Raw genomic sequence first — 22,037 nt, forward strand, 5'->3', positions numbered from 1 at the left:
GACTTCAACCTGCCGTGGCGTGAATCGTTTCAGTGCTGATGGTCTGGTCTTCACAGCGGAAAGGATTGTCCTCGGTGAGAAACAACATGCAATGGCAATCATTGCGCTCTCGCATTGGCACGCAAGGACAGTTCCAAAAGGCCTGAGACACTTCAGCTTCCTTGTCTTCGTAGTGACGGCATGGGCACAGCGCGCCACCCAAATCGTCTTTGTGCTTAGCAAGACCCTTTAAAACAACAGCCGTGACGCCGGGATCACTACAAAAGTAGGTTCCGGTCCGTTGGGCGTACGTTTCGGCAAATTTGCGAATGACCTCAAGGCTTTCAGCTGTCGGCTCTGTGCTGCCAGCGGACGCATCGGACATTGGGCTCAAGGGGGGAAAGAAGAGGACGTAGTCAGAACGAAAGTCTGAATACACTCCGGTCAGGAGTCAGGCCTAGACCGAGATACGAAACAAAAGGGTTTCGTTTCTAGGAGACTAAGGCACAGATCCATCGTCCGGAGACCCCAGCATTCTGAAGGGGCAGGCACCCGCTGAGCGGACTTCCATCCAATCATTCGTTAACCGAGGCAAAGGCCAGAGGGAACTCACACGACGGTTGCGGCCTTCCCGTGGCATCGTGAGTTCAATAGCTTCAATCCATGGGAGCTCAAGCGCAGGCCCCTACTCGCGAAACGACGCTCACCTTGCTTCTGCGGCAGGGCGAGACCAGTGCGGCCTCATTGGCAGAGACACTCGGAATTTCTGTGCAAGCGATGCGCAGGCATCTGCGCAGCCTCGAAGACGATGAACTTGTCGAGGCCAGCCCCACCCCAGCGGGTCCAGGTCGTCCTTCCAACCTGTGGAGACTCACCTCGAAAGGGCACCAACACTTCCCCGATGGCAGCGAGAATTTCGCCTTAGGTCTGCTTGAGTCCATGGCAGCAACCTTGTCGCCTGAGGTCATGGCTGATCTCCTGCGTCAGCAAGCCATAGAGAAAGCCACCCTTTATCGCAAACAGCTGGGGAACGCACCGCTCGAAGAGCGCGTCCGTGCGCTTGTGAATCTTCGCTTTAAAGAGGGTTACGTCAGCGACATGCAGCCAGCCCCAACTGGTCCGGGTTGGTGCGTCAGTGAATTTCACTGCTCCGTGCAGAGGATTGCTGAGGAATACCCAGCGGTCTGTGATCAAGAGCTACAGCTCATCAGGCACACCTTTCCCGACTGTCTTGTCGAACGGGTGCATTGGCGCCTGGAATCAGGACATTCCTGTGGTTTCAGCATCGCCCCTAAGCAGGACTGATTCATGGCTGAACGGCCACCCTTCGGCTCGGGGCCCCTATCTCGCGCTGATGCCCAGCAGATTGAAGCCACGTTGCTTCCCAACCTTGATCGCCACCACCTTCGCCTCCTAGCCCATTGTTTACGCAGCTTTCAAGTGATCGCAAAACCGCGACAATCAGGTCCACTTCCAGACCAACAAGCGCTCGAGCAATGGCTCTTGGAGCAGCCACAATTGGTTGAAGAGCCTCAATTCCGCGACTTACTGATCCAGCAATTTCTTACCGCAGCACAGCAGCTGGAAGACCTCGCCAAACAGCGAGACCTCTCACCTTTGGAACTGAACCTGGGGGAACTCATTGAGGCCAGCACCACGGCATGCAAAGCCAGGCTCGAGGCGCCGCACAACCATCCCTCGGACTGCGATCATCCACTACAAGAGTCATCCCCCTCATGACCTCGGCCATTCCCAACGCGGTCCATTTCTTTCAACTGAGTTGCGGTCGCTGGCGATCACAACGGAGTGTTCATCACCTCTTGCACCGACGTGCAGAAGCGGGTGGATCGCTCATCGTTGTGGAAGATCTCGATCCGAATGACCCACGGCTGCAAACACTGGCGGAACAACACGGCCAATCCCCGGGGAGCATTGCAGGAGGCAGCTTTGTGCGCTGGAGCGCCTCGATGGCATGGGATCAAAACGGTGATGCCCATGACGGCGAAACCGTCTTTGGCCTGATCCCTGATGGGGATGACGGCCGCAGCGGAACCCTGCTTCGCGATTTGGGCTACGCCGAAAAAGCGCCGGCCACCTCCACCTTCCAAATGGATCAGCAGGACGGTCTCATTCTCTGCACCAGCTACGAAACCATGACCGTCTGGGAACGCTTCTGGTTCACCGGCCCAAATGTGAGGTTGCGATCCAGCACGGTGGAAGGCCTTTCGAACAACGCATCCTTTTGCATGGAAACGCGTTTGAGCGAAGAAACCGAGGACATCACAGAGGCGCCAGCAGGGTCAAAAGATGAGTCTTTGGAAGCACTTTCAGCCCCATTTGGCTGGTGAGATCGGGCGGCATGACTATTACGGACTGTGAGTGCTGACCTGCGAAGAAGAGGTCTACCGGACTCTTCTTCTACGATCGCAGGCGAAGGATGATGAAGTTTGCGTGGCCATTCCTCTATTGCAGTACGCACCGATCACCCAAAATTCAAGGGTGGCGGCGCTGCGGGTCGCATCCGAAGAGGTGCCACGGGCGTATTCCATGGACATCGCCATGGATGCCGACAATCTGAAAACGGTGATTGAAAGCGGCTACCGGCAGATTTATTTCCACGCCTTCAAGTCAGATCGGGACGTCAATCTGGAATCCCAGCTGCGAGACGGTCAGATCACTGTCCGCGATTTCGTTCGTGGACTCTGCCTCTCCGACACGTTTCAAAGAAGCTTTTATGGCTTCAACAGCAACTACAAGGTGGTCCGCCACCTTGTAGAGAAGCTCTTAGGCCGAAAGACAAGTGGTAAATCCGAAGAGATCGCCTGGTCGATCTTGATTGCCACCAAAGGCGTGACCGGGATGGTGGATGCGCTGCTCGACAGTGAGGAATATCTCGACGCCTTTGGGTATGACACGGTCCCCTATCAACGCAACAGGGTGCTCCCTGGACGAGATCTAGGAGACACACCCTTCAACATCACCAGTCCTCGCTACGACGAGTACTACCGCGGAATCCTTGGGTTCCCCCAATTCATCTACACCGGCGGTCCGGGCAAAACGATCCCAGCCCGCGCCAAGATCAAGCGCGGCGGCTTCCCAGAGGACTACCTCCCTTGGGTTCGTGGCATGGGAAGCGCTCGCGGGGCCTCACCCAGCGGCAGTGCAGATATCGATTACCTCGCCAAGGTTCCTTATCGCAGCGTTGGTCGCTGAACCACAAGAAAAAACAGCAAAAGTCGCGGGGGCCAATAGGCCCTCTTTTTTTGTGTGTCCAGCTGTTTAAAGCAGCCAACTGAGGCCTTAAACGCGCTGGTCTGGAGTCAGAAGATGCTGACCACAGCAGTGGGAGATGTCAGAAAAATGGAAGTTGGCTGCAAACTGATCCCGAAGAAACTCGGTTGGTTGTCCGTGACGCAAGCCCTCTCATCTCTAGCCCGCCTGACGCTGCGTCAGCTTCGCCAAATGGCGAGTGATTTGGGGGTAACCCTCTACAGCAGGAAGAGCAAGGAGGACCTTGTAAGCGCTATTGCTGAGCGGCAAGATCGTCGCGATGGCGATCTCAAGGCAGTGGAGGCTGAGCTCCATGCCCCCTCCATGCCCGAGGCATCGACCCGCGTGGTCTTCCTGCCTAGGGACCCGCAGTGGGCTTACGTTTTTTGGGAAATATCCGATAGCGATCGACGGCAAGCTCAATCAGAGGGAGCAGTGTTCCTCTGCCTGCGCCTCGCCGATGTGACCGGACTCGCCAACGGCTCATCCCACCCTCACACGCTCCAGGAAGTGCCTGTTGATAGCCACAGCACTGAGTGGTATTTGCCTGTTCCTCTTTGCGACCGTGATTACAGGGTTGAACTTGGATATAAGTCTGAGAACAAATGGATCTCCCTTGCATTCTCTTCAGTAGCAAGGGTCCCAGCACTTCACCCAAGCGATCAAATTCTTGATCAGTTTGTCCCTTTCAGCCTGGAAGCCACACCGACGGTTGCTCCCACGCAGCCGATGAGCACTCCGGCTCCTGATCCAGAAGCAACCGACAGCAAGCTGCACGAGCGCCTCTACCAAAGCGCAACAACCCACTTCCGCAGTCGCCGCGTTGGCTCCGAGATCCTGCATGAAAGGGATTCGATGGGGCCTGATCAGCATGGGCTCAATGATTCAGGTGTTGGCCTATGGGCCAGCGGGCGCAATGAATCTGGCCTCGGTGGAGTGACTCCGCGTCAGCGGTCGTTCTGGCTTGTTGCCGATGCTGAGTTGATCGTTTACGGCGCAACAGATCCCTCTGCCCGCCTCACCATTGGCAAAGAAGATGTGCCCCTTTCGAGCGATGGCACCTTCCGCATTCAAGTGCCATTCCGCGATGGCGAGCAGGTGTATGCCATCGAAGCCACAGCTGCAGACGGCGAACAAAAGCGCAACATCACCCTCAATTTTGAGCGTGTAACACCGGAAGACAACAGCAATCCCGCTAGCGAAGCACGCGCTGAGTGGTTCTGATTCTGAATTCTTCAATGCTGCGTTGGTTTGTTGCGATCACTCCCCTGGCAGGGGCCATGGCCTTCCCAATCCTTGTGCCGATCACCATGGCGAAAGTGGGAATCGGCGCCGGTGTGGGTGTCGCTCTCGTTTTGAGCACTCTTTGGTTTGTCGCCATGTTGCGGACATCTGAGATGCCGCACTGAGGGTGGAACCCTCAGTCTGAGAAGAGAACATTCCCCTGTGAATCGATCACAACACAGGCTTCCTTTAGGGAAGCTGATCGTGTCGGCTGCTTTTGGCCTCCTAGCAAGTGGTTGCAGCCGAGCTGGTGTAGTGCTCGGACAGAGGCCGATCGATCTGGCCTTACCCAATGGGATCGATGTCGGGTTTAACCACCGCGGGGGCCGTCGCTATCGAAGTCCCCTAAGCGGCGAATGGAGAAATGGCGACAATCTCGAACAGATGCTGATGGATGGAATTCAGTCTGCAGAAGAAGAAATCTTAGTGGCGGTCCAAGAACTTTCCCTACCGCACATTGCCCAGAGTCTTGTTGCCGCAGCACGCCGAGGGGTTAACGTCAAAGTCATTTTAGAAAACAACTACAGCACCCCCTGGAGCCAACAGCATGAGCTCGATCTCAGTCATCACGGACGCCAAAGACTTCGGCGCTTAAAAGCTTTAGCCGATCAAGACCAAAACGGTGTTGTGACTCCAGAAGAAGAACGAAAGAGTGATGCGCTACTGATCCTTCAGAACGGACAGATTGCTTGGATTGATGACACCGAAGACGGCAGCAAGGGCAGCGGCCTGATGCATCACAAGTTTGTCGTCATCGATGGTGAACGCGTGATCACTGGCAGCGCCAACTTCACCAATTCCGGAATTCATGGTGATGCTGGAGCCACACAAACTCGCGGCAATGTGAATCACCTGATCAACATTCAAAGTCCAGCTCTGGCATCTATTTTTAAAAAAGAGTTTGCTCAGATGTGGGGAGATGGCCCTGGCGGCTCGAAAAACAGTCGCTTTGGACGCAATAAAACTGCCCAGCCTTTGCGGACCGTCAAGGTGGGCTCCATGAATGTCAGCGTGCTATTTCCGCCCCATGCCAAAACACATTCAGGCCAAGGACTTGATCTGATTGAGGATCAGCTGGGAAGAGCCAAAAAGACCGTTGACCTCGCCTTATTTGTCTTTTCTGCACAGCAACTCACCAACAAACTTGCAGAGCGGATATCAGCCGGGGTGAAGCTGCGGCTGCTTGCCGATCCTGGATTTGCCAGCCGCTCCTTTTCAGAAGTGCTTGATCTTCTCGGCGTCGCCCTGCCCGATCGCTTCTGCAAACTAGAGGCAGGCAATCAACCCTTAACCAAACCACTCAAGGGCATTGGCACTCCACGCCTCGCCCATGGCGACAAGCTCCATCACAAGTTCGCGGTGATCGATAACCGCAAAGTGATCACAGGATCATTCAACTGGTCACCCTCTGCTGCCCACACCAATGATGAAACCCTGCTGGTGATTGAGTCACCACAACTTGCAGCACATTTCACCCGTGAGATGGATCGAATGTGGCGAGGAGCTGAACTGGGGATCACCGCTCGGATGCAGCGCAAGCTGGATCGACAAACAAGAAAATGCGGGAGCGGAGTGAAGCGAGGATGAAAGCGGCTTGAGTTCTGGCTTTATCCCAAAAAGAGACAGATAGCATAAAGATGCTTTTGGCAAACCAGACAAGCAAATAGGCAACTAAACGGAAACGCGACTTCGAGAGAAACCAATTGGCAACAGCTCAAGCAAAACACAATTAGGGTCCAAAGAAAAAATTTATCAATCTTATCTAAGCCTTTACGCAAAAGCGCTTTATTCGCAAAATGCATAAAATCGTTGCAAACACAGTACGCAAGCACGAAAACTGTTATCTTTCCAACTCTTTGATTTGCGTACAGATTGATGGTCAGCATAGAAGACCTAAAATATTTAGACTTTCAGATCTGGCTAAGGTCTGGCGAAGAGTGTGCAAAACGCTTATTCACTACACAAAGCACTATTTCTCGTCGCAATGCAGAAACACTTAAAACACTTAATCTAAATACAAAGAGAGATGGCTTTGGCGATTGGATAATAGAGGGCGACAAAACATTTGTCAACATGGAAAGAAATATTCATCAGCTTTATAGAGCAGGAAACAGCGAAGAGAAACTACGATTAGAAGCAACGTTCTGGTCTGGACCAACATTGGCAACGCCTGTACCAGAAGGATGGGTTAATGGTGTCTGGAATCATGTTGGGATGGCACGACCACTCCATCTCATCCGTGAAGGAATTATCGATGCATGGATAAGCAGTTATCAACCCGATTTACCCGAACCAGACAATCCTGAGTTTGCCGTCATTGATCTTTGCAGAACCCCAGTAAAGCTAGTTGCAAATAAATATCACCCATTGGCAAAGAAAAAAAATATTTGCAAGCAAGATTTAGAATCATTCCCTGCTTTATCACTACCTAAAGGATGGTTTCCACTTACCGAAGAAAAACTTAGGTCTCATGGATTATGGTCCACAGAAGCAAGGATGAAAAGGTATATAAAGGAACAATGGGAAGGTAAAACTGAAGACCAGGCAACACTCAGCTACGCAACATGCTTGGGGCTAGAGGCAATGGAGAATCTTTCAGTCCTTGACTATGATCTTGAACTGATCAGCGGCGAAAGCTTAATAGTAAAGAAAAGCTTGATAGACAATGAAAAAATACACTCGCTTTTATCTTGCCTAAAGGGACGAATCCTTGAAAAGGCTAAAATTCACAATGAATTAACTCCCTGCTTCTGAACCAATAAGACCACGCAATAACAATTTTTTCCACAAACAATGCATTAAAAACGATACCCAAAGAGGTAATTGAAACTTTTACGCAAATCATGAATTGAGGAGGATTTATGCAAAAAATGCAATCATTGCTACTTGAATTTTCGCTACCATCAATTAAAATATCATCTCTAAGCGTTCAGTGAGTGCTCACCTTCGAATCAACCAATAAACTTCTGCGCGCTACTTAGCGAAAGTAATGTTTTGTAGTCCCAGACAAAAGAAGCAACAACCTGCGAGCAGATCATTGCAATAGCAGCATCAAATGGATACGAGATCTTATACAAAGAACTCCGTACATGGTCAAAAGAATTGAAGGCACCTTATACCCCTTGAGCAGAAAAGGGAAACGAATGGCGTCGGAACTTTTTCTCATAACTGCTATCTATCACCTTATTCGCCCTGGAGAAATACATAAAATTCATCACATTTCTTTCTCAAGTTCGCGGTGATCGACAACAGAAAAGTGATTACTGGTTCATTCAATTTGTCGCCCTCTGCCGCCTACACCAATGATGAAACCCTGCTGGCCATTGAGTCACCACAACTAGCCGCACATTTCACCCGCGAGGTGGATCGACTATGGCGAGGAGCTGAATTGGGGATCACGTCGCTCCAAACCAAAGACTGACAACACACCAAGACCAAACAGCACCAGGGGAGTCACCACAATCAGCCGTTCGAGTCCAGCGATGACGGCAGCTTGACCCACCTCCAAACCACAAGCAGCACCAAAGATCCGATTCACAAGAGCGGTTACTAACAGAACCCCAAGCAGCCGCATGCCCCAAACCACAGACAACACACGGGGACGCTCGCGGTCCGTCGCGAGATCAACGATCAGAGCAGAGAATGCCGTTCCCCCCGCCGCAACGGCTGTACCGATGGCGATGGAAATCAAGGTCAGAAGTCCCATCCAGGCACCAAAGAAAGGCTGCTCTGCTGAGGGCATGGTTCTGGCGAGTTGCAACACCACCCATCCCGCGCCTCCAAACAGCAACGACAAGGCAAGCGAACTCATCACGATGAAAGGGGTTCGCCGCAATCGCCCCGGAGGGATTCGATCCGAGCGATTACCGAACCAAGCCCGGCTGAACCCCATCAGTTGCTGGGCCCCGAAGGCCAGAGCCGTCAATGCAGCAGAAACGCCAATCTCAGTAATCAGGAGACGATTCAGGAGCCCAAGAATGAGAACCCCGAGGATGCCAAGGCTGAGCTGAAACAAGCCCAGACGCAGACCTAGACGTACGACACGCACAACTGACAAGGGCTGAGCCAATCCATCCATTCACCGAGATGGTACGCAAAGCGAAAAGGACGACCTGGCGGCGTGCGTCCATGCGCTTGTTCTGGCGCCAGAATGGCCCCATGACGTCTCTTCTGCCCGTGCGACTCTCGCCACTCTTTCTTGGGTTAGCGATCCTGGCGCCTTGTGCTGTCCGCGCACAACTGAAATACGTTCCCTTTCCCACGAAGAGTGAATTGAGGTCCCTGCAGCTGCTGGCCTATGCCTGCTCAAGGGAAAACACGGTGGACACCTGTACGCGCACGCGCGAGCTTGCCAATCCACTGATGGACCATCCACGGCTTCCAGCCGCCTGCAAAGACACGGTATGGGAGCTCATGCAAGAAGCAAAACCAGCTACCAACAACAGCTCTCAACGTCGCGACGGCATTGACAGCCCCGCTCGCCGGCTGACCATGGTCTGTGCGGATCCAGAAAAGCGCAATAAACCAAACAATCCCCCTTCAGCGGGATCTCCGCCGAGTCAAACCTGAGAAGCTCATCAACAGCTGTAATAACTGGCCTGATCTAAGGCAAGGAACGCACCTGAACAGGCTTAGGTTTTGGGGAACGATGCTGCCTCGTCATGACCCCTTCAATGCCGACGGAACCCACCCAGCGGCAGGTGCAACTCGAGGCGCCTTTCACCGACCAAAAACCAGGTACCTCTGGTCTACGCAAAAGCAGCCAACAGTTTGAACAGCCTCACTATTTAGAGAGTTTCATCGAAGCCTCTTTCCGCACCCTCCCTGGAATGAAGGGCGGAACCTTGGTTCTCGGTGGAGATGGCCGCTACGGAAACCTCCGCGCCATCGATGTGATCTTGCGCATGGGTGCAGCTCACGGATTGCAGAAGGTGATCGTCACCACAGGCGGCATCCTCTCCACACCTGCCGCCTCAAACCTGATTCGACAACGTCAAGCCATCGGCGGGATCATCCTTTCCGCCAGTCACAACCCCGGTGGGCCTGATGGTGACTTCGGCGTCAAGGTGAACGGAGCCAACGGCGGCCCCACCCCGGCGTCCTTTACGGATGCGGTCTACGACTGCAGCAAAACCCTTGAGGGCTATTCGATTGTTGACGCCCCAGCCATCAGCCTGCAGTCCCCAGGGCACCACACGATCGGGGAAATGCAGGTCGAGGTGATCGATGGCGTCGATGACTTCGTGTTGTTGATGATGCAGTTGTTTGACTTCGACAGCATCAGCTCTCTGATTCGCAACGACTTCCCGTTGGCCTTTGATGCCATGCATGCGGTCACAGGCCCCTATGCCAAAACATTGCTGGAAGAGGTCTTAGGCGCACCGGCTGGCAGCGTCCGCAATGGGACTCCCTTGGAAGATTTCGGCGGTGGGCATCCCGATCCCAACCTCACCTATGCGCACGAACTCGCCGACCTTCTCATGAAAGGTGATGCCTATCAATTCGGTGCTGCGTGTGATGGCGATGGCGACCGCAACATGATTCTGGGCAACCGTTGCTTTGTGAACCCAAGCGACAGCCTGGCCGTCCTCACGGCCAACGCCACCCTGGCCCCTGGTTACGCCTCAGGCCTGGCCGGCGTAGCTCGCTCCATGCCCACCAGTGCTGCTGTGGATGTTGTCGCCAAAGATTTGGGAATCAAGTGCTTTGAGACGCCGACCGGCTGGAAATTCTTCGGAAACCTGCTGGATGCTGGCGACATCACCCTCTGCGGGGAAGAAAGCTTCGGAACAGGCAGCAACCACGTGCGCGAAAAGGATGGGCTGTGGGCGGTGCTGTTTTGGCTTCAGATCTTGGCGAAGCGACGCTGCAGTGTCGCCGAGATCATGGCCGAACACTGGAAGCGTTACGGGCGGCACTACTACTCACGCCACGACTACGAAGCCGTTGCCAGCGAGGCAGCGCACGGGTTGTATGACCGCTTGGAAGCCATGCTTCCAAGCCTCATCGGTCAGCCATTTGCGGGCCGCAGCATCAGTGCCGCTGACAACTTCAGCTACACCGATCCGGTGGATCAATCCGTCACAAAAGGGCAGGGACTGCGCATCCTGCTCGACGATGGAAGCCGAGTGGTGCTGCGCCTGTCTGGCACCGGCACCAAGGGAGCAACCTTGAGGGTGTACCTCGAGAGCTACGTGCCAACCACGGGTGATCTTGATCAGGATCCCCAGATTGCGTTGGGAGACATGATCCAAGCCATCAATCAGCTCGCCGAGATCACAACACGCACCGGAATGGATCGTCCAACCGTGATCACCTGATTGGGCTCAGGCGTGCGTGGGTTATTTCTTGAGTGACCCGCGCCTGCCTCGATGGGCATTGGCATGGCGATACAGGGGGTCAACAGCTTCTTCCTGAAGTTGACGGGTGCTTTCAATCGCAAAACCAGCGAGTCCAGACGATGTAATCACCATTAAATAAAACAATCGCATCCTGCGGAGATCAATCTCGGCTGGGGTGTTCTCAATTAAAACCTTCAAGAAGTAGGCAATTGCACAACCAATGATGAGTCCAATCGCAATTGCCACCAACACCCTTGAGCCACTAAAAGTCTTTTTATTCATTAGCTGAGCTGAGGATCAGCAGCAGGCTTGGCATCGGCCTGACCTAGAAGCGTCTTCATCACCACGTAGAACACAGGAACCACCAGGGTGGAAAGGAACGTGGCAACCAAGAGTCCGCCAAACACAACCAAACCGAGCGAAGACTGGCTCTGCGCACCAGCTCCACTCGCCAGCATCAACGGCAAGAATCCCGTTAAAGACGAAATGGCAGTCATCAAGATCGGTCTTAAACGAGATTGAGCAGCGAATCGAGCAGCTTCAAGGGCTGAACTGCCCTCGCCCATTTTTTGGTTGGCAAGATCCACAATCAAAATCGCGTTTCCGCCTGCTAAACCAATCAGCATCACAAGACCCACCTGGGCGTAAATATTCAGAACCTGACCGGCAGCACCCAGAAAAACCAAGGCACCAAGCAGAGCAGTTGGTACCGTCAACAAAATAATGATTGGATCCGAATAACTTTCATATTGTGCTGAGAGCACCAAGAACACCGCCAAAATACCAAGGGCAAAAATCACAACGGCCAAGGATCCGGCCTTCACTTCTTCTCTTGAAATACCAGTCCAATCAAATCCCAAGCCTTGCAAGTTGGCATCCTTAAAGATCGTCTTCATTTCCGTAATCGCCTGACCTGAGCTTTTACCAACAGCAGGTGTTCCTTCAATCTTGATTGAGCGGTAGAGATTGAAGTGAGGAATGACGCTGGGGCCACTGGTGGGCTTCACGGTGAAAAACTCAGACAAGGGAATTTGCTCACCTTTCATGCTGTTCACATAAACAGCCGAAAGCTGCTCAGGAGTGGCCCGGTTGACATCATCAGCCTGCACGTAGACGCGTCGAACCTTGCCCTCTTGGAAGGTGTCATTGACATAGGCCCCTCCAAAGTTAACGCTGAAGGATTGCATGGCGGAGCCAAAATCAACCCCTAAAGAAGCCATCTTCTCGCGGTTCACCTTGATCTCAATCTGAGGTGATTCAGGCGAAAATAGGGTGTAAACACGGTTGAGAACTGAATTGGCGTTGCCCGCCTGCATGATTTGACCGGCAGAAGCAAAGAATTGGTTCAATCCATAGGCACCACTGCTTTGATCCAACAATTGGAATTCAAAGCCACCACCAGACCCATAGCCAGGGATTGAGGGGGGCTCCACCACAAACACCCGACCACCATCAATCGACATCAACAGTTTTTTGTTTAAGCGTTCAACAATCGCCGCTACAGAGTGATCGCTTCCTTGCCGCTCATCCCAATGCTTCGTTCCAAAAAAGAACAAGCCTTTGTTTGGAGCATTTCCATCCAAACTGGCCCCGCTGAATAGGGCTGCAGCAGAGATATCATCCTCAGAACGCAACACCTCGGCCACTTTGCGGTTGACCGCAAGGGTCGTCTCATTCGAAACCCCATCAGGAGCCTGCACGAAACCAATTGCATAACCCTGATCTTCGATCGGAACAAATCCACCGGGTATGCGTGTGAACGCAAAACCGGTGAGCAAGATTCCAGCGGCAAGAGCCGCCATCACGATTGGGCGAGCTTTGAGCACATGGTCGAGGATCTTCGAATAACGCTTTTCAAAGCCTGAGTAAAAGCGATTGAAGTGGATGAAGATCTGGGGAACAAACCAACCAACAACAAGACCTATTCCCGTAAACAAGATCACAGGGATGAGATTGGTTACGCCAACGAGAATCAGCCCAACAACCGCACCGCCTACAGCTCCAGGCATCCGCAATGGAATCGAGGTGAGCTTCATCGCAACGAAGCCAACCAATGCTCCAACAATCACTGGGACCAGCACCAATGCGGCACCATCTCCCGCACTCAAAAGGCCGTAAGCCAATCCAAGAAACACACCAGCTGTGGCGTATTGCTGTTTGCTCAGCTGTTTTGTGTCCTTTTCCAGCAAAAGGGCCGCAAGCATTGGCGAGAACGTCAGGGCATTGAAGGTTGAGATCCCGATTGAGAACAGGATCGTGGCAGCAAACTGCTTATAAATCGTTCCTGTTGCTCCGGGAAAGAACAACACAGGAAGGAAAACAGCCATCTTCACCAGTGATGTTGCAATCACAGCGCTAAAGAGTTCATCCATGGTGGCCATGGCCGCCTGAACCGATGTCATCCCTTCTGCTTTTTTTGCTGAGGTGTCTTCGACCACCGTGATCGCGTCGTCAACAACCAAACCTGTTGCCAAAACAAGGCCAAACAAGGTGAGCTGATTGAGGGAGAAGCCAAAGGCCAGCACGAGAGCGAAGGTGCCAATCAAGGCCACGGGAATGGCAATAGCCGGGACAAGAGTTGCTTTCCAGTTCTGAAGGAATAAGAACAAGATCAAAACCACCAGAATCACAGCATCTCGCAGAGAATTGGTCACGCCCTTAATGGACTGATTGATGAAATCAGTGGTGTCGTAAATCACCTGTGTACCAAGACCAACAGGGAGCGTTTGCTCAAATGTCTCGATCACATCCTTCACGCCGTTAGACACCTGAATGGCATTACTGCCAGACAGTTGATAAACAGCAACACCAACAGAAGGCGTGCCATTGAGATCCATGGCGTCGATCCCATAGGCCTCTCCACCCAGGCTCACGCGACCAACGTCCTTGAGCTTGATCAAGCCACCAGCATCGGTGGTTTTTAAAATAATATTTTCAAACTCAGATTCCGTGGTCAAACGACCCTGCAATTGCACAGTGAATGTGTATTGCTGACCTTCAGGAGCAGGAGAGCCACCGATTTTACCCGCAGGAACCAGACGGTTTTGACTTTGAAGTTGCTGAACAACATCAGTTGAAGTAAGACCATTTGCAGCGAGCTTTTCAGGGTCGAGCCATAGCCTGAAAGCGATTTTACGATTACCAAAATAGGTAACTTCTCCAACACCAGGAACACGTTTTATATTATCGGTTAAATTTTTATCTAAATAGCCACTGATTGTCTCAACACTATATTCCGCATTAGAGGGATCCGTATTAACAAAGTTATAAACAAGCAGGATCGAGTTCGAGGCTTTGTTAACTGTGACGCCTGCCTTACGAACCTCCTCAGGCAACTGGGGCTCAGCCAGTGAAACCCTATTCTGAACATTAACCTGGTTAATATTACCGTCAGTCCCACTATTAAAGGAAACAGAAACGGAACTCACACCATCAGAAGAACTCGTAGAGGTAATGAAATCCATATCCTCCACACCATTGATCTGCTGCTCAAGAACAGTGGTCACACCCTGCTCAACAGAAACAGCGTCAGCCCCTACATAGGTGGCCTGTACTTTGACCGTTGGAGGAGCAATGTCGGGAAGATTCTCGATCGGGAGGATCGGAATTGCAATCAATCCCACGATCACAATCAAAAGGCTACAAACCGTACTAAGAACCGGTCGCGTAATAAAATTATTCGATGCAGACATGAATCAACCTCAGTTCTTAGCTGCAGCAGGCTGTGATCCCGCGCGCTGTGTTTTCACCTGAATCGGCATTCCATGCTTGAGATTGAGGAGATTGGTTGTAATCACCTTCTGATTGAGCTTCAGCCCTTTCGTAACCGGATAACGGTTGTTCTGAACCTCACCTATATTGACCGGTGTTTGAAGTGCAAACAGGGCATTTTTAGGCAATTTACCCTTTTCGATGCCTTTACTAATCCGCTCAATATCAGCCTTGCCTGGATTGGCCTTTAAGTCGGAGAAGGTACCAACACGAAAGACAAAGCTTTGCCCAGAAGTTTGCGTTACGGCCGCGAATGGAACTGAGATCTGTTGGCCTGATTTCAATTGGACCCTGGTCCGAAGACGTTGACCACTGCGTAGTCGGCCATCAGAATTATTAAATAAGGCCTTCACCAAGAGGCCCTGCGTTTGTGGATTCACTTGCGGATCAATCGACTCAATCTGACTCGTCGCTAGAGGCTTAACCGTGCCAGGCACGCTCAAAATGACGGGTTGACCGATGGCGAGACGATCGCCGTAAGCCGCCGGAACCTCAACCTTCGCCTCGAGAATATTGTTTTGAACAACACTCGTGAATGGCTGATTTTGTTGCACCACATCGCCAACCTTCACCTGAACATTTGCCACGGTCCCTGCTGTTGGGGAGCGCAAATTGCTGTAGCTGAGCTCTGCTTCTAGAGCTTTAACTTTTTCAAGTGCCGCGACATAGCGCGTGCGATATGAGTCCCGCTGACGAAGCGAAGCAGCCCCCGCTTTTGCGAGAAATTCTTCGCGCTCCCAATCCACTTTTGCTGTTGCCGCTTTTGCCCGTTGTTCCGCCAAGGCCGCCCGTGCTTGAACTTGATCCAACACGACGAGCAACTGCCCCTCCTCAATACGATCGCCCTGAGACATTTTGAGCTCAGTGACACGACCTGATGTTTGCGCAGCTAGCTCAACCAACGCATTGGCCTCGAGCGTGCTCACCGTATCGATATCGTCAGTGAAGGGAGCTTCAAGGACAGATGCTTGCTGGACAGGTAGTGCAGGCGTCTTTTCATCAGAGCCTCCACAAGCACTAACGGAAATGGCTGTTAGCAGCACAGGTAGCAGTGGACGAAAACGCAGCACAAATCCTGTGACAAACGATCGGATTATGGTCGAACTTGAACCCAGTGTTGGTTCGGATCAGGCAAGACTCCATAAACGAAGACCATTTAAAGGAGATTGGTCGGTTGGTTGAAGATCTATTCAGCCACCACGGCAACCAGCTAAGACGACGTCAGGCGCCCTTGGCTGACCGTTTAAGGCCCACATCACTCGAAGAATTTGAGGGCCAAAACGCGATCCTCGCCGAAGGCCGTTTGCTGCGCCGGGCGATCACCGCTGACCGTGTGGGCAATCTGATCCTGCACGGACCGCCTGGCGTCGGAAAAACAACCCTTGCCAGAATCATTGCTACCCACACCCGTGCGCAGTTCAGCAGTCTGAATGCTGTTCTGGCCGGCGTGAAGGACCTTCGTGAGCAAGTGGACGCCGCCAAGAAGCGCTTGGAAAACCATGGCTTGAGAACCATCCTGTTCATCGATGAGGTCCATCGCTTCAACAGTGCTCAACAGGATGCGCTGCTCCCTTGGATCGAAAACGGAACTCTCACCTTGATCGGTGCCACCACTGAGAACCCTTACTTCGAAGTCAACAAAGCCCTCGTGAGTCGTTCACGCCTGTTTCGACTGCAGAGCCTCGAAGCCAACGATCTACGTCAATTGCTCCATCGAGCCCTTCACGACAAAGAGCGGGGCTATGGCAAGCGTTCGATCACGATCACTCCCGATGCCGAAGCCCACATGGTGGATGTGGCCAACGGTGACGCGCGCAGCCTTCTCAATGCCCTCGAGCTGGCGGTGGAAAGCTCAACGCCTTCCGATCCAGAGGCCACGATTGAGATTGATTTGACCATCGCCGAGGAGTCGATTCAAGAGCGAGCTGTGCTCTACGACAAACAGGGAGATGCCCACTTCGACACGATTAGCGCTTTCATCAAATCCCTTCGGGGCTCCGATGCGGACGCAGCCCTGTTTTGGCTGGCGCGAATGTTGGAAGCAGGGGAAAACCCAAGGTTCATCTTTCGACGGATGTTGATTTCAGCGGGAGAGGACATCGGGCTAGCCGACCCCCAAGCTGTGGTCGTCGTCGAAGCCTGTGCAGCAGCCTTCGAACGCATCGGCCTGCCAGAGGGGCTTTATCCGCTTGCCCAGGCAGCCCTTTACCTGGCCTGCGCCGAAAAAAGCAACAGCACGATGGGACTGTTCGAAGCCATCCGCCTTGTGCGCAGTACACAGAACCAAAATGTGCCAAGCCACCTCCGCGATGCCCATCGCGATGGTGAAGCCTTCGGAGACGGAAAGGGGTATCGCTACCCCCACGCCTACAAAGAGCATTGGATCGCACAGAATTACCTTCCCGATGCGCTGCAGGGAGAGGTCTTTTGGACACCTAGCAAGCAGGGGTGGGAGGGGGAACGGCGAGGAAGGATGCTCGAACGACGGGCTGCTCAGCTCGCCGTCGCAGCAGAGGTGGCCCAAACCCACCCCCTACTCCTCAGTAGTGGTCCAGACCTGCCTGAGATGGAACGCTGGCTGCATCGACAGCTCGCCCAAAACGATGAGCGTTTGCAAGATCTGCAGCAGCGACTCTGGACCGCAGCGACCTTTCAACGCACCGACAGGGTGCTGGTGCTCGGGGGACGATCCCTGCTCTGGGCCCTGGGTCCCCTGAATGCGGTGCAGGAGGGGAGCGTCACAATCCTGTGCAGCAGCGCTGAAGAACGCGCCCGACTTGAAGCACAGGTGGATCTATTGGATCCACTGCATCGTCCCAATCTCCTCACAGGAGGGTTCAAGGCGTTGCAGGGGCTTCCTCAAGATTGGCAATTCGAAGTTGTAGGAGGTCGATTCAGCAGTGATGATCAGGCTTGGATCGAATCGCCAACGTTTTGGCAGCAACTCCAATGGAAGCTGTCACCTGGCGCACAGCTCAACGTCCTACTCAGCCAAACAGCCATCGGTCCAGCGGCAGCGCTCTCAGAGCAATGCCCTGGGTCCAGCGAAGTCCTGTCGGAACTCATCGAAAAGGAACAGCAGTGGCTTCTAACCCAGCAGCTTGATCAGCTCGTCCGGCAGCAGCTCGCAAACCTCTCAACCGCAGTCATCACAGAGCAGTGGCAGGAATCTCTATCACTCCCAATAGACGAACGTCTGTCGAAACGCTGGCTGGGAGAGGAGCGTCCTTATCGATCTCTGATCAATCGCTGCTGCCAGCCAGAAAAAGTGCTCACCACACTGCAGCAGCTCTTGCAAGCGAAACGGGGAGGGCAACTTCCACAACCCCTGATCCATCGCCGATTGACCTGCACGATGGCGTCCTCGTAGCAGCCAGCCATAAAAAAAGCCCCGGCATTGCCGAGGCTTGAAAGGGCCGAAGCCGTTCGATCACCAGAGGCCGCGAACGGGAGCAGGTGCAGCAGCGCGAGGAGCGGGAGCAGCAGGAAGGATCTGGTTGGCTTGCACACAAGCAGGCAAGAAAACGTACCAAGACATCAGGGAAGTGGCCTGGGCACCGTCAAGACCGTCCTTACAGACGTTCTGGGAACCATCTGATGCACCGTTGTCAGCCAGAGCGAAATCAACGGGGAGACCATTCAGGATGCCGGCAGAAGAGATCTGGCCGTCAGCAGCGTCAAGAACGATGGCGGAGCGAAGAGCAACAACGGCTGTCTTCTGCTTCATCCAGTAGGGGTAGTAGCTCTTGGTCGCTTCTTCAAGGAAGGCAACGCCATCGCTGGAATACAGGAAGCGTGAAACGCCCACGAGGTCAACCTCGTAAGAGCGGGTCATGCCCTCTTGGATTTCTTCTGCGGTCCAACCGGAATTGTTGATTCCACCTTGGAGGCCGCGATCGGTGATTTCACCGTCAGCGAAGAAGGTTTTGAAAGCTGAAGATTTAGTGGACCAAACAGCACCACCGGTTTTCCAGCGCACAGGGCGCTCAGCGGCTTCGGCTGAAACAGCCAGAGTTGTGAGAGAAGCGGCGGCAAGAACGCCAGCTGCAAGACGTGTAAACACGGACGATGAAGATGTAGACATCACTAAAAATTTAGGCGCAGGAAAATAAAATGCCAACAAAAATGTAGAGACCAGTACAGGAAACTGTCCCAAACACGCACTAACAGGATCATCCCACTAGGGGTATCAAAACGAGACTCGCGACTCTCGCTCTAACAGCGCCTTGCAGGGCTCAAAACTCAGAGCGCTGGGATCTCAAACGCCCTCCATCCTTCGGGGCAAACCGCAGCCATCTGCTCAGTGGAAGCAGGGGTTAGGCCTCGACACTGAACGCGCACAAGCTTGGAGCCATTGAAATGAACGATCGCAACGTAGCTTTCACTCCCGCGCTTGGGAGTCAGCCAGAGGCGCGTACTGCTGGCTTGCGTTTCAACTCTGACGTCCATGGTTTCATCGCTGCTCAAACCGAGATCAGTAAGTGATGACGCAAATTGTCCCCAGTAGAAGCTGGCGAGCTGGCCGCGAACGAACGCCCTAAGCAAGGTTTCGGCTTGGCGACGTTGATTCAAGGTTGCCTCTTGATCATCGAGCTGCTCAACAAGACGCGCATCCATTGGGAGGCCTGCATCTCCTGGAGAGAACACCTGCGTTTGACTGGTCGCGATCAGGCCAAGGCCCCCTAATAGCAAGGCGGCCACCACAGTGGGCAAAGATCGCATCCAAGATTGAGTCACGCCAACAAGGATCTCGATCCCGATTGAGATTTCAACCTAAGCAGACTCGTGCTCCAATCAAGTTCTGTTCGCAAGCTGACACGATCGCCATGCCCCATGGCCCTTGTTGGCGACAGCGAGCAGCCACCTGAACAGCTCTGTTCTGGTGGCTTGCACTCAGCCCATCGGCCGCCACAACCCAGTGCGTCAGATCCTGAGCCAATGATCCCTGTTGCCACTTAATCGCAGCTTCCTTGATCAGCCAGTGCTCCAAAACAGCCTGGTGAAACGCGTGCTTAGGAAGACTTCTAAGACGACGCTGCTCGCTCGATGCGTAGTAACGGTTCATTAGAGCGTCAGAAGCAAACGGACGATCCAACCGCTCTAAATCAACCCCGACGGGAGCAGAAGACCAGGCCATCAACGCAGACCCCTTGCTATGGCTGAGGCTGACAAATCCCCAACCTGAGTGCAGAGCTGGAGGCTTGCCTGGAGGAGCATGCAGAGGAATGTCCTGTGCCGGCACTCCCCACAAATCACTCAGGCAGGAACGCATCCAGGAACGAGAGCCAAGGAAGCGCCTCTGACGGGTCTGGCTCAAGTTGCAGGCCCAGTCTTGTTCTTGATCCGACACGCAAGGATCTGTTGGGGAAGCAGGCCCAAGCCACATCACGGTTACGCTTCCGCTCCGGTTGAAGCCTTCCTCCATGACTTTGCAGATCGGCGATCTCGCGCCTGATTTCACACTTCCTGACCAAAACGGAGAGCCCGTGCAGCTGTCCTCTTTACGGGGGCAGCGCGTGGTGATCTATTTCTATCCCAAAGACGCCACCCCTGGTTGCACGAAAGAGGCCTGCAACTTTCGAGATCGCTGGTCGTCCTTTAAAGAGCATGGAATTCTCGTCTTAGGGATCAGCAAGGACAACGCCTCATCCCATACGCGCTTTATCGCCAAACAGGACTTGCCCTTCACGCTGTTGAGTGATGAGGAGCCTTGCCCTGTTGCCAGCAGCTTTGAGAGTTACGGCCTGAAAAAGTTCATGGGTCGCGAATCCATCGGAATGATGCGACACACCTTCGTCGTCGACGCAGAAGGACGGTTGGAATTGATCTACCGAAAAGTGAAATCTGATTCGATGGCCGATCAAATCCTCAATGACTTAGGGATCAGCTGATCAGCTCGACCATCGCCTCCATCACCAAATTCGGTGAATGAATCACTTCAACACCCAATTGCTCTTGAAGTTTCGGGAGCAATTGGGGGGCATCTCCTCCACAAAGCCAAATCGCCCAGGGGCTTTGGGCATGCGCTTGACGGATGAGGCCCACCAAACTTTGTTGTGCTCCAGAGCGCATGGCTGCCTGAGTCTCGAAAGGGAAAGGCTCCAGCTCTTCTGGTTCTTGAACCAAGGGCGAGGTCGCTTTGAGACCCGCGGTGGCCTCAGCCATCGCACGCAACTGCAGGCCATATCCAGCCGCCAACAACCCACCAGCGAACGAGCCATTCGCCGAAATTCTGGTCACGCTGAGAACCGTGCCTGCATCCACCACCAGCACGCCCACACGATTGTGATTGGCATGCCAAGCCCCCCATCCGGCGAGCGCGCGATCGATCCCTAACCAAGAGGGAATCCCCTGAAGAGAGATGTCACTGAGCTTCAAGCGTCGGCTGGACTGCAGAGAAGAATGGCTTGGAATTGGTCCCACAGCCGCCCAGGCGAGGAGATCGCTGGCTGCATCCAATCCCACAGGGGACGCGGCCTCATGCTGATAGGTCCAGTGAGAAGCCCCCCTCTGCTCGGCCCAGTGCCAGCGGCTGTTCCCAATCAACAAGCAACGGGATGGAAGGTCCTCGCTAGATGCCATCACCCATAACACCCGGCACGTGGATGCCACATTCCTGCTTAAGGCCAGCAAAGCGGGTATCTCGTCCCGACGCCTCTAGCCCATCCGGGCCACTGGAATGCCAATCCCCAACGGTGGAATACCCCTTCTCAAATAAGGGGTGTTGGGGGAGGTCATTCTCCTGCATGTAATAGAAAACATCTCTTGAGGTCCACTCCAACAGCGGCCTCAGAGACATGCGCCCGCGAATGGGATCGAGGGAAGTCATGGTCCTACGTGTATCCGTCTGCGCACGGCGCACACCACTCGCCCAACAGGACACCTGCAGACGATGCATCGCTGCTTCGAGTGGCTCCACCTTGCGGATTTTGAGGTAGAGCTCCATATCCTCAACCACACCTGATTCCCAGAGGCGGCCATGGAGCGCCTCCATCCGCGCTGCAGATGAGGAGGACTGTGCGATGTGGAGATTCAGATCAAAGCGCTGGCAAAGATCCTCGGCGTAGCGATAGGTCTCGGGGGGGAGATAGCCGGTATCAACCCAGATCACCGGAATATCTCGGCCTCGATCCATCCCGCTCAACAGGTGGAGCAACACAGAGGATTGGATTCCGAAGCTCGTGGTCAAGGCAAAACCCGAGCCAAATTGCTCATGAGCCCACAGCAACCTTGCACGCGCATCCAACGGCTCAAGCTGCTGACGGGCCTCTTGAAGGTCTCCCGCATCAGCCTTGGGGCCAGCGGCAACGACAGGCTGATTCTTGGAGGTAGAGACATCCCTCATCTCTCCATCTTCCAACGCCGAGGGGCACGGTGTCATGTCTATGGTTT

22 protein-coding genes and 1 pseudogene are annotated in these 22,037 nt (G+C 53.6%); 13 read left to right on the top strand and 10 right to left on the bottom strand.

Features of this window, described 5'->3' with window-relative positions; translation table 11 throughout:
* Nucleotides 1–4: 4 nt before the first annotated feature.
* Nucleotides 5–364 (bottom strand): ferredoxin-thioredoxin reductase catalytic domain-containing protein, encoded by a 360-nt coding sequence (locus tag SynSYN20_RS12385; RefSeq protein WP_186523911.1) that lies wholly within the window; start codon nucleotides 362–364, stop codon nucleotides 5–7.
* A 278-nt stretch (nucleotides 365–642) separates the two neighbouring features.
* Between SynSYN20_RS12385 and sufR the strand changes: the two genes are divergently transcribed.
* The 9 genes and pseudogenes from sufR to SynSYN20_RS12430 all read left to right on the top strand — a co-directional run.
* Nucleotides 643–1,284, top strand: a complete 642-nt coding sequence (gene sufR, locus SynSYN20_RS12390; protein ID WP_186523912.1) for an iron-sulfur cluster biosynthesis transcriptional regulator SufR — start codon at nucleotides 643–645, stop codon at nucleotides 1,282–1,284.
* A 3-nt stretch (nucleotides 1,285–1,287) separates the two neighbouring features.
* Nucleotides 1,288–1,719 (top strand): hypothetical protein, encoded by a 432-nt coding sequence (locus SynSYN20_RS12395; RefSeq protein ID WP_186523913.1) that lies wholly within the window; start codon nucleotides 1,288–1,290, stop codon nucleotides 1,717–1,719.
* Nucleotides 1,716–2,327, top strand: a complete 612-nt coding sequence (locus SynSYN20_RS12400) for a phycobiliprotein lyase (RefSeq protein WP_186523914.1) — start codon at nucleotides 1,716–1,718, stop codon at nucleotides 2,325–2,327. The genes SynSYN20_RS12395 and SynSYN20_RS12400 overlap by 4 nt, the downstream gene beginning before the upstream one ends.
* Nucleotides 2,328–2,430: 103 nt before the next feature.
* Complete coding sequence (locus SynSYN20_RS12405) at nucleotides 2,431–3,192, top strand: phycobilisome rod-core linker polypeptide (RefSeq protein WP_186523915.1); 762 nt, start codon at nucleotides 2,431–2,433, stop codon at nucleotides 3,190–3,192.
* Nucleotides 3,193–3,339: 147 nt separating this feature from the next.
* Nucleotides 3,340–4,473, top strand: a complete 1,134-nt coding sequence (locus tag SynSYN20_RS12410) for a DUF4912 domain-containing protein (RefSeq protein ID WP_370586735.1) — start codon at nucleotides 3,340–3,342, stop codon at nucleotides 4,471–4,473.
* Nucleotides 4,474–4,487: 14 nt separating this feature from the next.
* Nucleotides 4,488–4,658, top strand: a complete 171-nt coding sequence (locus SynSYN20_RS12415; RefSeq protein ID WP_006854495.1) for a hypothetical protein — start codon at nucleotides 4,488–4,490, stop codon at nucleotides 4,656–4,658.
* 79 nt (nucleotides 4,659–4,737) lie between these two features.
* Nucleotides 4,738–6,120 (top strand): phosphatidylserine/phosphatidylglycerophosphate/cardiolipin synthase family protein, encoded by a 1,383-nt coding sequence (locus SynSYN20_RS12420; protein ID WP_255476268.1) that lies wholly within the window; start codon nucleotides 4,738–4,740, stop codon nucleotides 6,118–6,120.
* A 288-nt stretch (nucleotides 6,121–6,408) separates the two neighbouring features.
* The gene (locus SynSYN20_RS12425) at nucleotides 6,409–7,287 is read left to right on the top strand and encodes a LysR substrate-binding domain-containing protein (RefSeq protein WP_255476269.1); all 879 of its coding nucleotides are present in this window, start codon (nucleotides 6,409–6,411) and stop codon (nucleotides 7,285–7,287) included.
* A gap of 475 nt (nucleotides 7,288–7,762) precedes the next feature.
* A pseudogene (locus SynSYN20_RS12430) lies at nucleotides 7,763–7,954 on the top strand (phospholipase D-like domain-containing protein); the annotation flags it as partial.
* On the opposite strand, the gene SynSYN20_RS12435 reads toward SynSYN20_RS12430, so the two are convergent.
* Nucleotides 7,904–8,602 (bottom strand): PucC family protein, encoded by a 699-nt coding sequence (locus tag SynSYN20_RS12435; protein ID WP_255476270.1) that lies wholly within the window; start codon nucleotides 8,600–8,602, stop codon nucleotides 7,904–7,906. The pseudogene SynSYN20_RS12430 and the gene SynSYN20_RS12435 sit on opposite strands and share 51 nt — an antisense overlap.
* Nucleotides 8,603–8,691: 89 nt before the next feature.
* On the opposite strand from SynSYN20_RS12435, the gene SynSYN20_RS12440 reads away from it, so the two are divergent.
* Together SynSYN20_RS12440 and SynSYN20_RS12445 are read left to right on the top strand one after the other, a co-directional pair.
* Complete coding sequence (locus tag SynSYN20_RS12440) at nucleotides 8,692–9,102, top strand: hypothetical protein (RefSeq protein ID WP_186523917.1); 411 nt, start codon at nucleotides 8,692–8,694, stop codon at nucleotides 9,100–9,102.
* Nucleotides 9,103–9,194: 92 nt separating this feature from the next.
* Nucleotides 9,195–10,853: an alpha-D-glucose phosphate-specific phosphoglucomutase gene (locus SynSYN20_RS12445; protein WP_186523918.1), complete on the top strand. Its 1,659-nt coding sequence runs from the start codon at nucleotides 9,195–9,197 to the stop codon at nucleotides 10,851–10,853.
* 21 nt (nucleotides 10,854–10,874) lie between these two features.
* Here SynSYN20_RS12445 and SynSYN20_RS12450 read toward each other — a convergent pair whose 3' ends face one another.
* From SynSYN20_RS12450 to SynSYN20_RS12460, 3 genes are read right to left on the bottom strand one after another with little or no spacing between them, the layout of a single operon-like run.
* Complete coding sequence (locus SynSYN20_RS12450; protein WP_186523919.1) at nucleotides 10,875–11,156, bottom strand: hypothetical protein; 282 nt, start codon at nucleotides 11,154–11,156, stop codon at nucleotides 10,875–10,877.
* Complete coding sequence (locus tag SynSYN20_RS12455; RefSeq protein ID WP_186523920.1) at nucleotides 11,156–14,566, bottom strand: efflux RND transporter permease subunit; 3,411 nt, start codon at nucleotides 14,564–14,566, stop codon at nucleotides 11,156–11,158. The genes SynSYN20_RS12450 and SynSYN20_RS12455 overlap by 1 nt, the downstream gene beginning before the upstream one ends.
* Nucleotides 14,567–14,575: 9 nt before the next feature.
* Nucleotides 14,576–15,715 (bottom strand): efflux RND transporter periplasmic adaptor subunit, encoded by a 1,140-nt coding sequence (locus SynSYN20_RS12460; RefSeq protein ID WP_186523921.1) that lies wholly within the window; start codon nucleotides 15,713–15,715, stop codon nucleotides 14,576–14,578.
* Between the two features lie 104 nt (nucleotides 15,716–15,819).
* Between SynSYN20_RS12460 and SynSYN20_RS12465 the strand changes: the two genes are divergently transcribed.
* Nucleotides 15,820–18,015 carry an AAA family ATPase gene (locus tag SynSYN20_RS12465; protein WP_186525640.1) on the top strand — a complete coding sequence of 732 codons (2,196 nt, stop codon included), beginning with the start codon at nucleotides 15,820–15,822 and terminating at the stop codon, nucleotides 18,013–18,015.
* Between the two features lie 60 nt (nucleotides 18,016–18,075).
* On the opposite strand, the gene SynSYN20_RS12470 is transcribed toward SynSYN20_RS12465, so the two are convergent.
* The 3 genes from SynSYN20_RS12470 to SynSYN20_RS12480 form a co-directional block, all read right to left on the bottom strand.
* Nucleotides 18,076–18,708, bottom strand: a complete 633-nt coding sequence (locus tag SynSYN20_RS12470; RefSeq protein WP_255476271.1) for an alpha/beta hydrolase — start codon at nucleotides 18,706–18,708, stop codon at nucleotides 18,076–18,078.
* Between the two features lie 179 nt (nucleotides 18,709–18,887).
* Nucleotides 18,888–19,367: a thymidylate synthase gene (locus SynSYN20_RS12475; protein WP_186523923.1), complete on the bottom strand. Its 480-nt coding sequence runs from the start codon at nucleotides 19,365–19,367 to the stop codon at nucleotides 18,888–18,890.
* A 46-nt stretch (nucleotides 19,368–19,413) separates the two neighbouring features.
* On the bottom strand, nucleotides 19,414–20,070 hold the full coding sequence (locus tag SynSYN20_RS12480; protein WP_255476272.1) for a 4'-phosphopantetheinyl transferase superfamily protein: 657 nt from the start codon (nucleotides 20,068–20,070) through the stop codon (nucleotides 19,414–19,416).
* On the opposite strand from SynSYN20_RS12480, the gene bcp reads away from it, so the two are divergent.
* Nucleotides 20,069–20,536 (top strand): thioredoxin-dependent thiol peroxidase, encoded by a 468-nt coding sequence (gene bcp, locus SynSYN20_RS12485; protein WP_186523924.1) that lies wholly within the window; start codon nucleotides 20,069–20,071, stop codon nucleotides 20,534–20,536. The genes SynSYN20_RS12480 and bcp overlap by 2 nt on opposite strands.
* On the opposite strand, the gene SynSYN20_RS12490 is transcribed toward bcp, so the two are convergent.
* Both SynSYN20_RS12490 and SynSYN20_RS12495 read right to left on the bottom strand, forming a co-directional pair.
* Complete coding sequence (locus SynSYN20_RS12490) at nucleotides 20,529–21,227, bottom strand: type III pantothenate kinase (RefSeq protein WP_186523925.1); 699 nt, start codon at nucleotides 21,225–21,227, stop codon at nucleotides 20,529–20,531. The two genes, bcp and SynSYN20_RS12490, sit on opposite strands and share 8 nt — an antisense overlap.
* On the bottom strand, nucleotides 21,217–22,026 hold the full coding sequence (locus SynSYN20_RS12495; RefSeq protein ID WP_255444291.1) for a phosphoadenylyl-sulfate reductase: 810 nt from the start codon (nucleotides 22,024–22,026) through the stop codon (nucleotides 21,217–21,219). The genes SynSYN20_RS12490 and SynSYN20_RS12495 overlap by 11 nt, the downstream gene beginning before the upstream one ends.
* Nucleotides 22,027–22,037 lie beyond the last annotated feature (11 nt).

Source organism: Synechococcus sp. SYN20, from assembly GCF_014279555.1.
Classification (GTDB): Bacteria; Cyanobacteriota; Cyanobacteriia; order PCC-6307; family Cyanobiaceae; genus Synechococcus_C.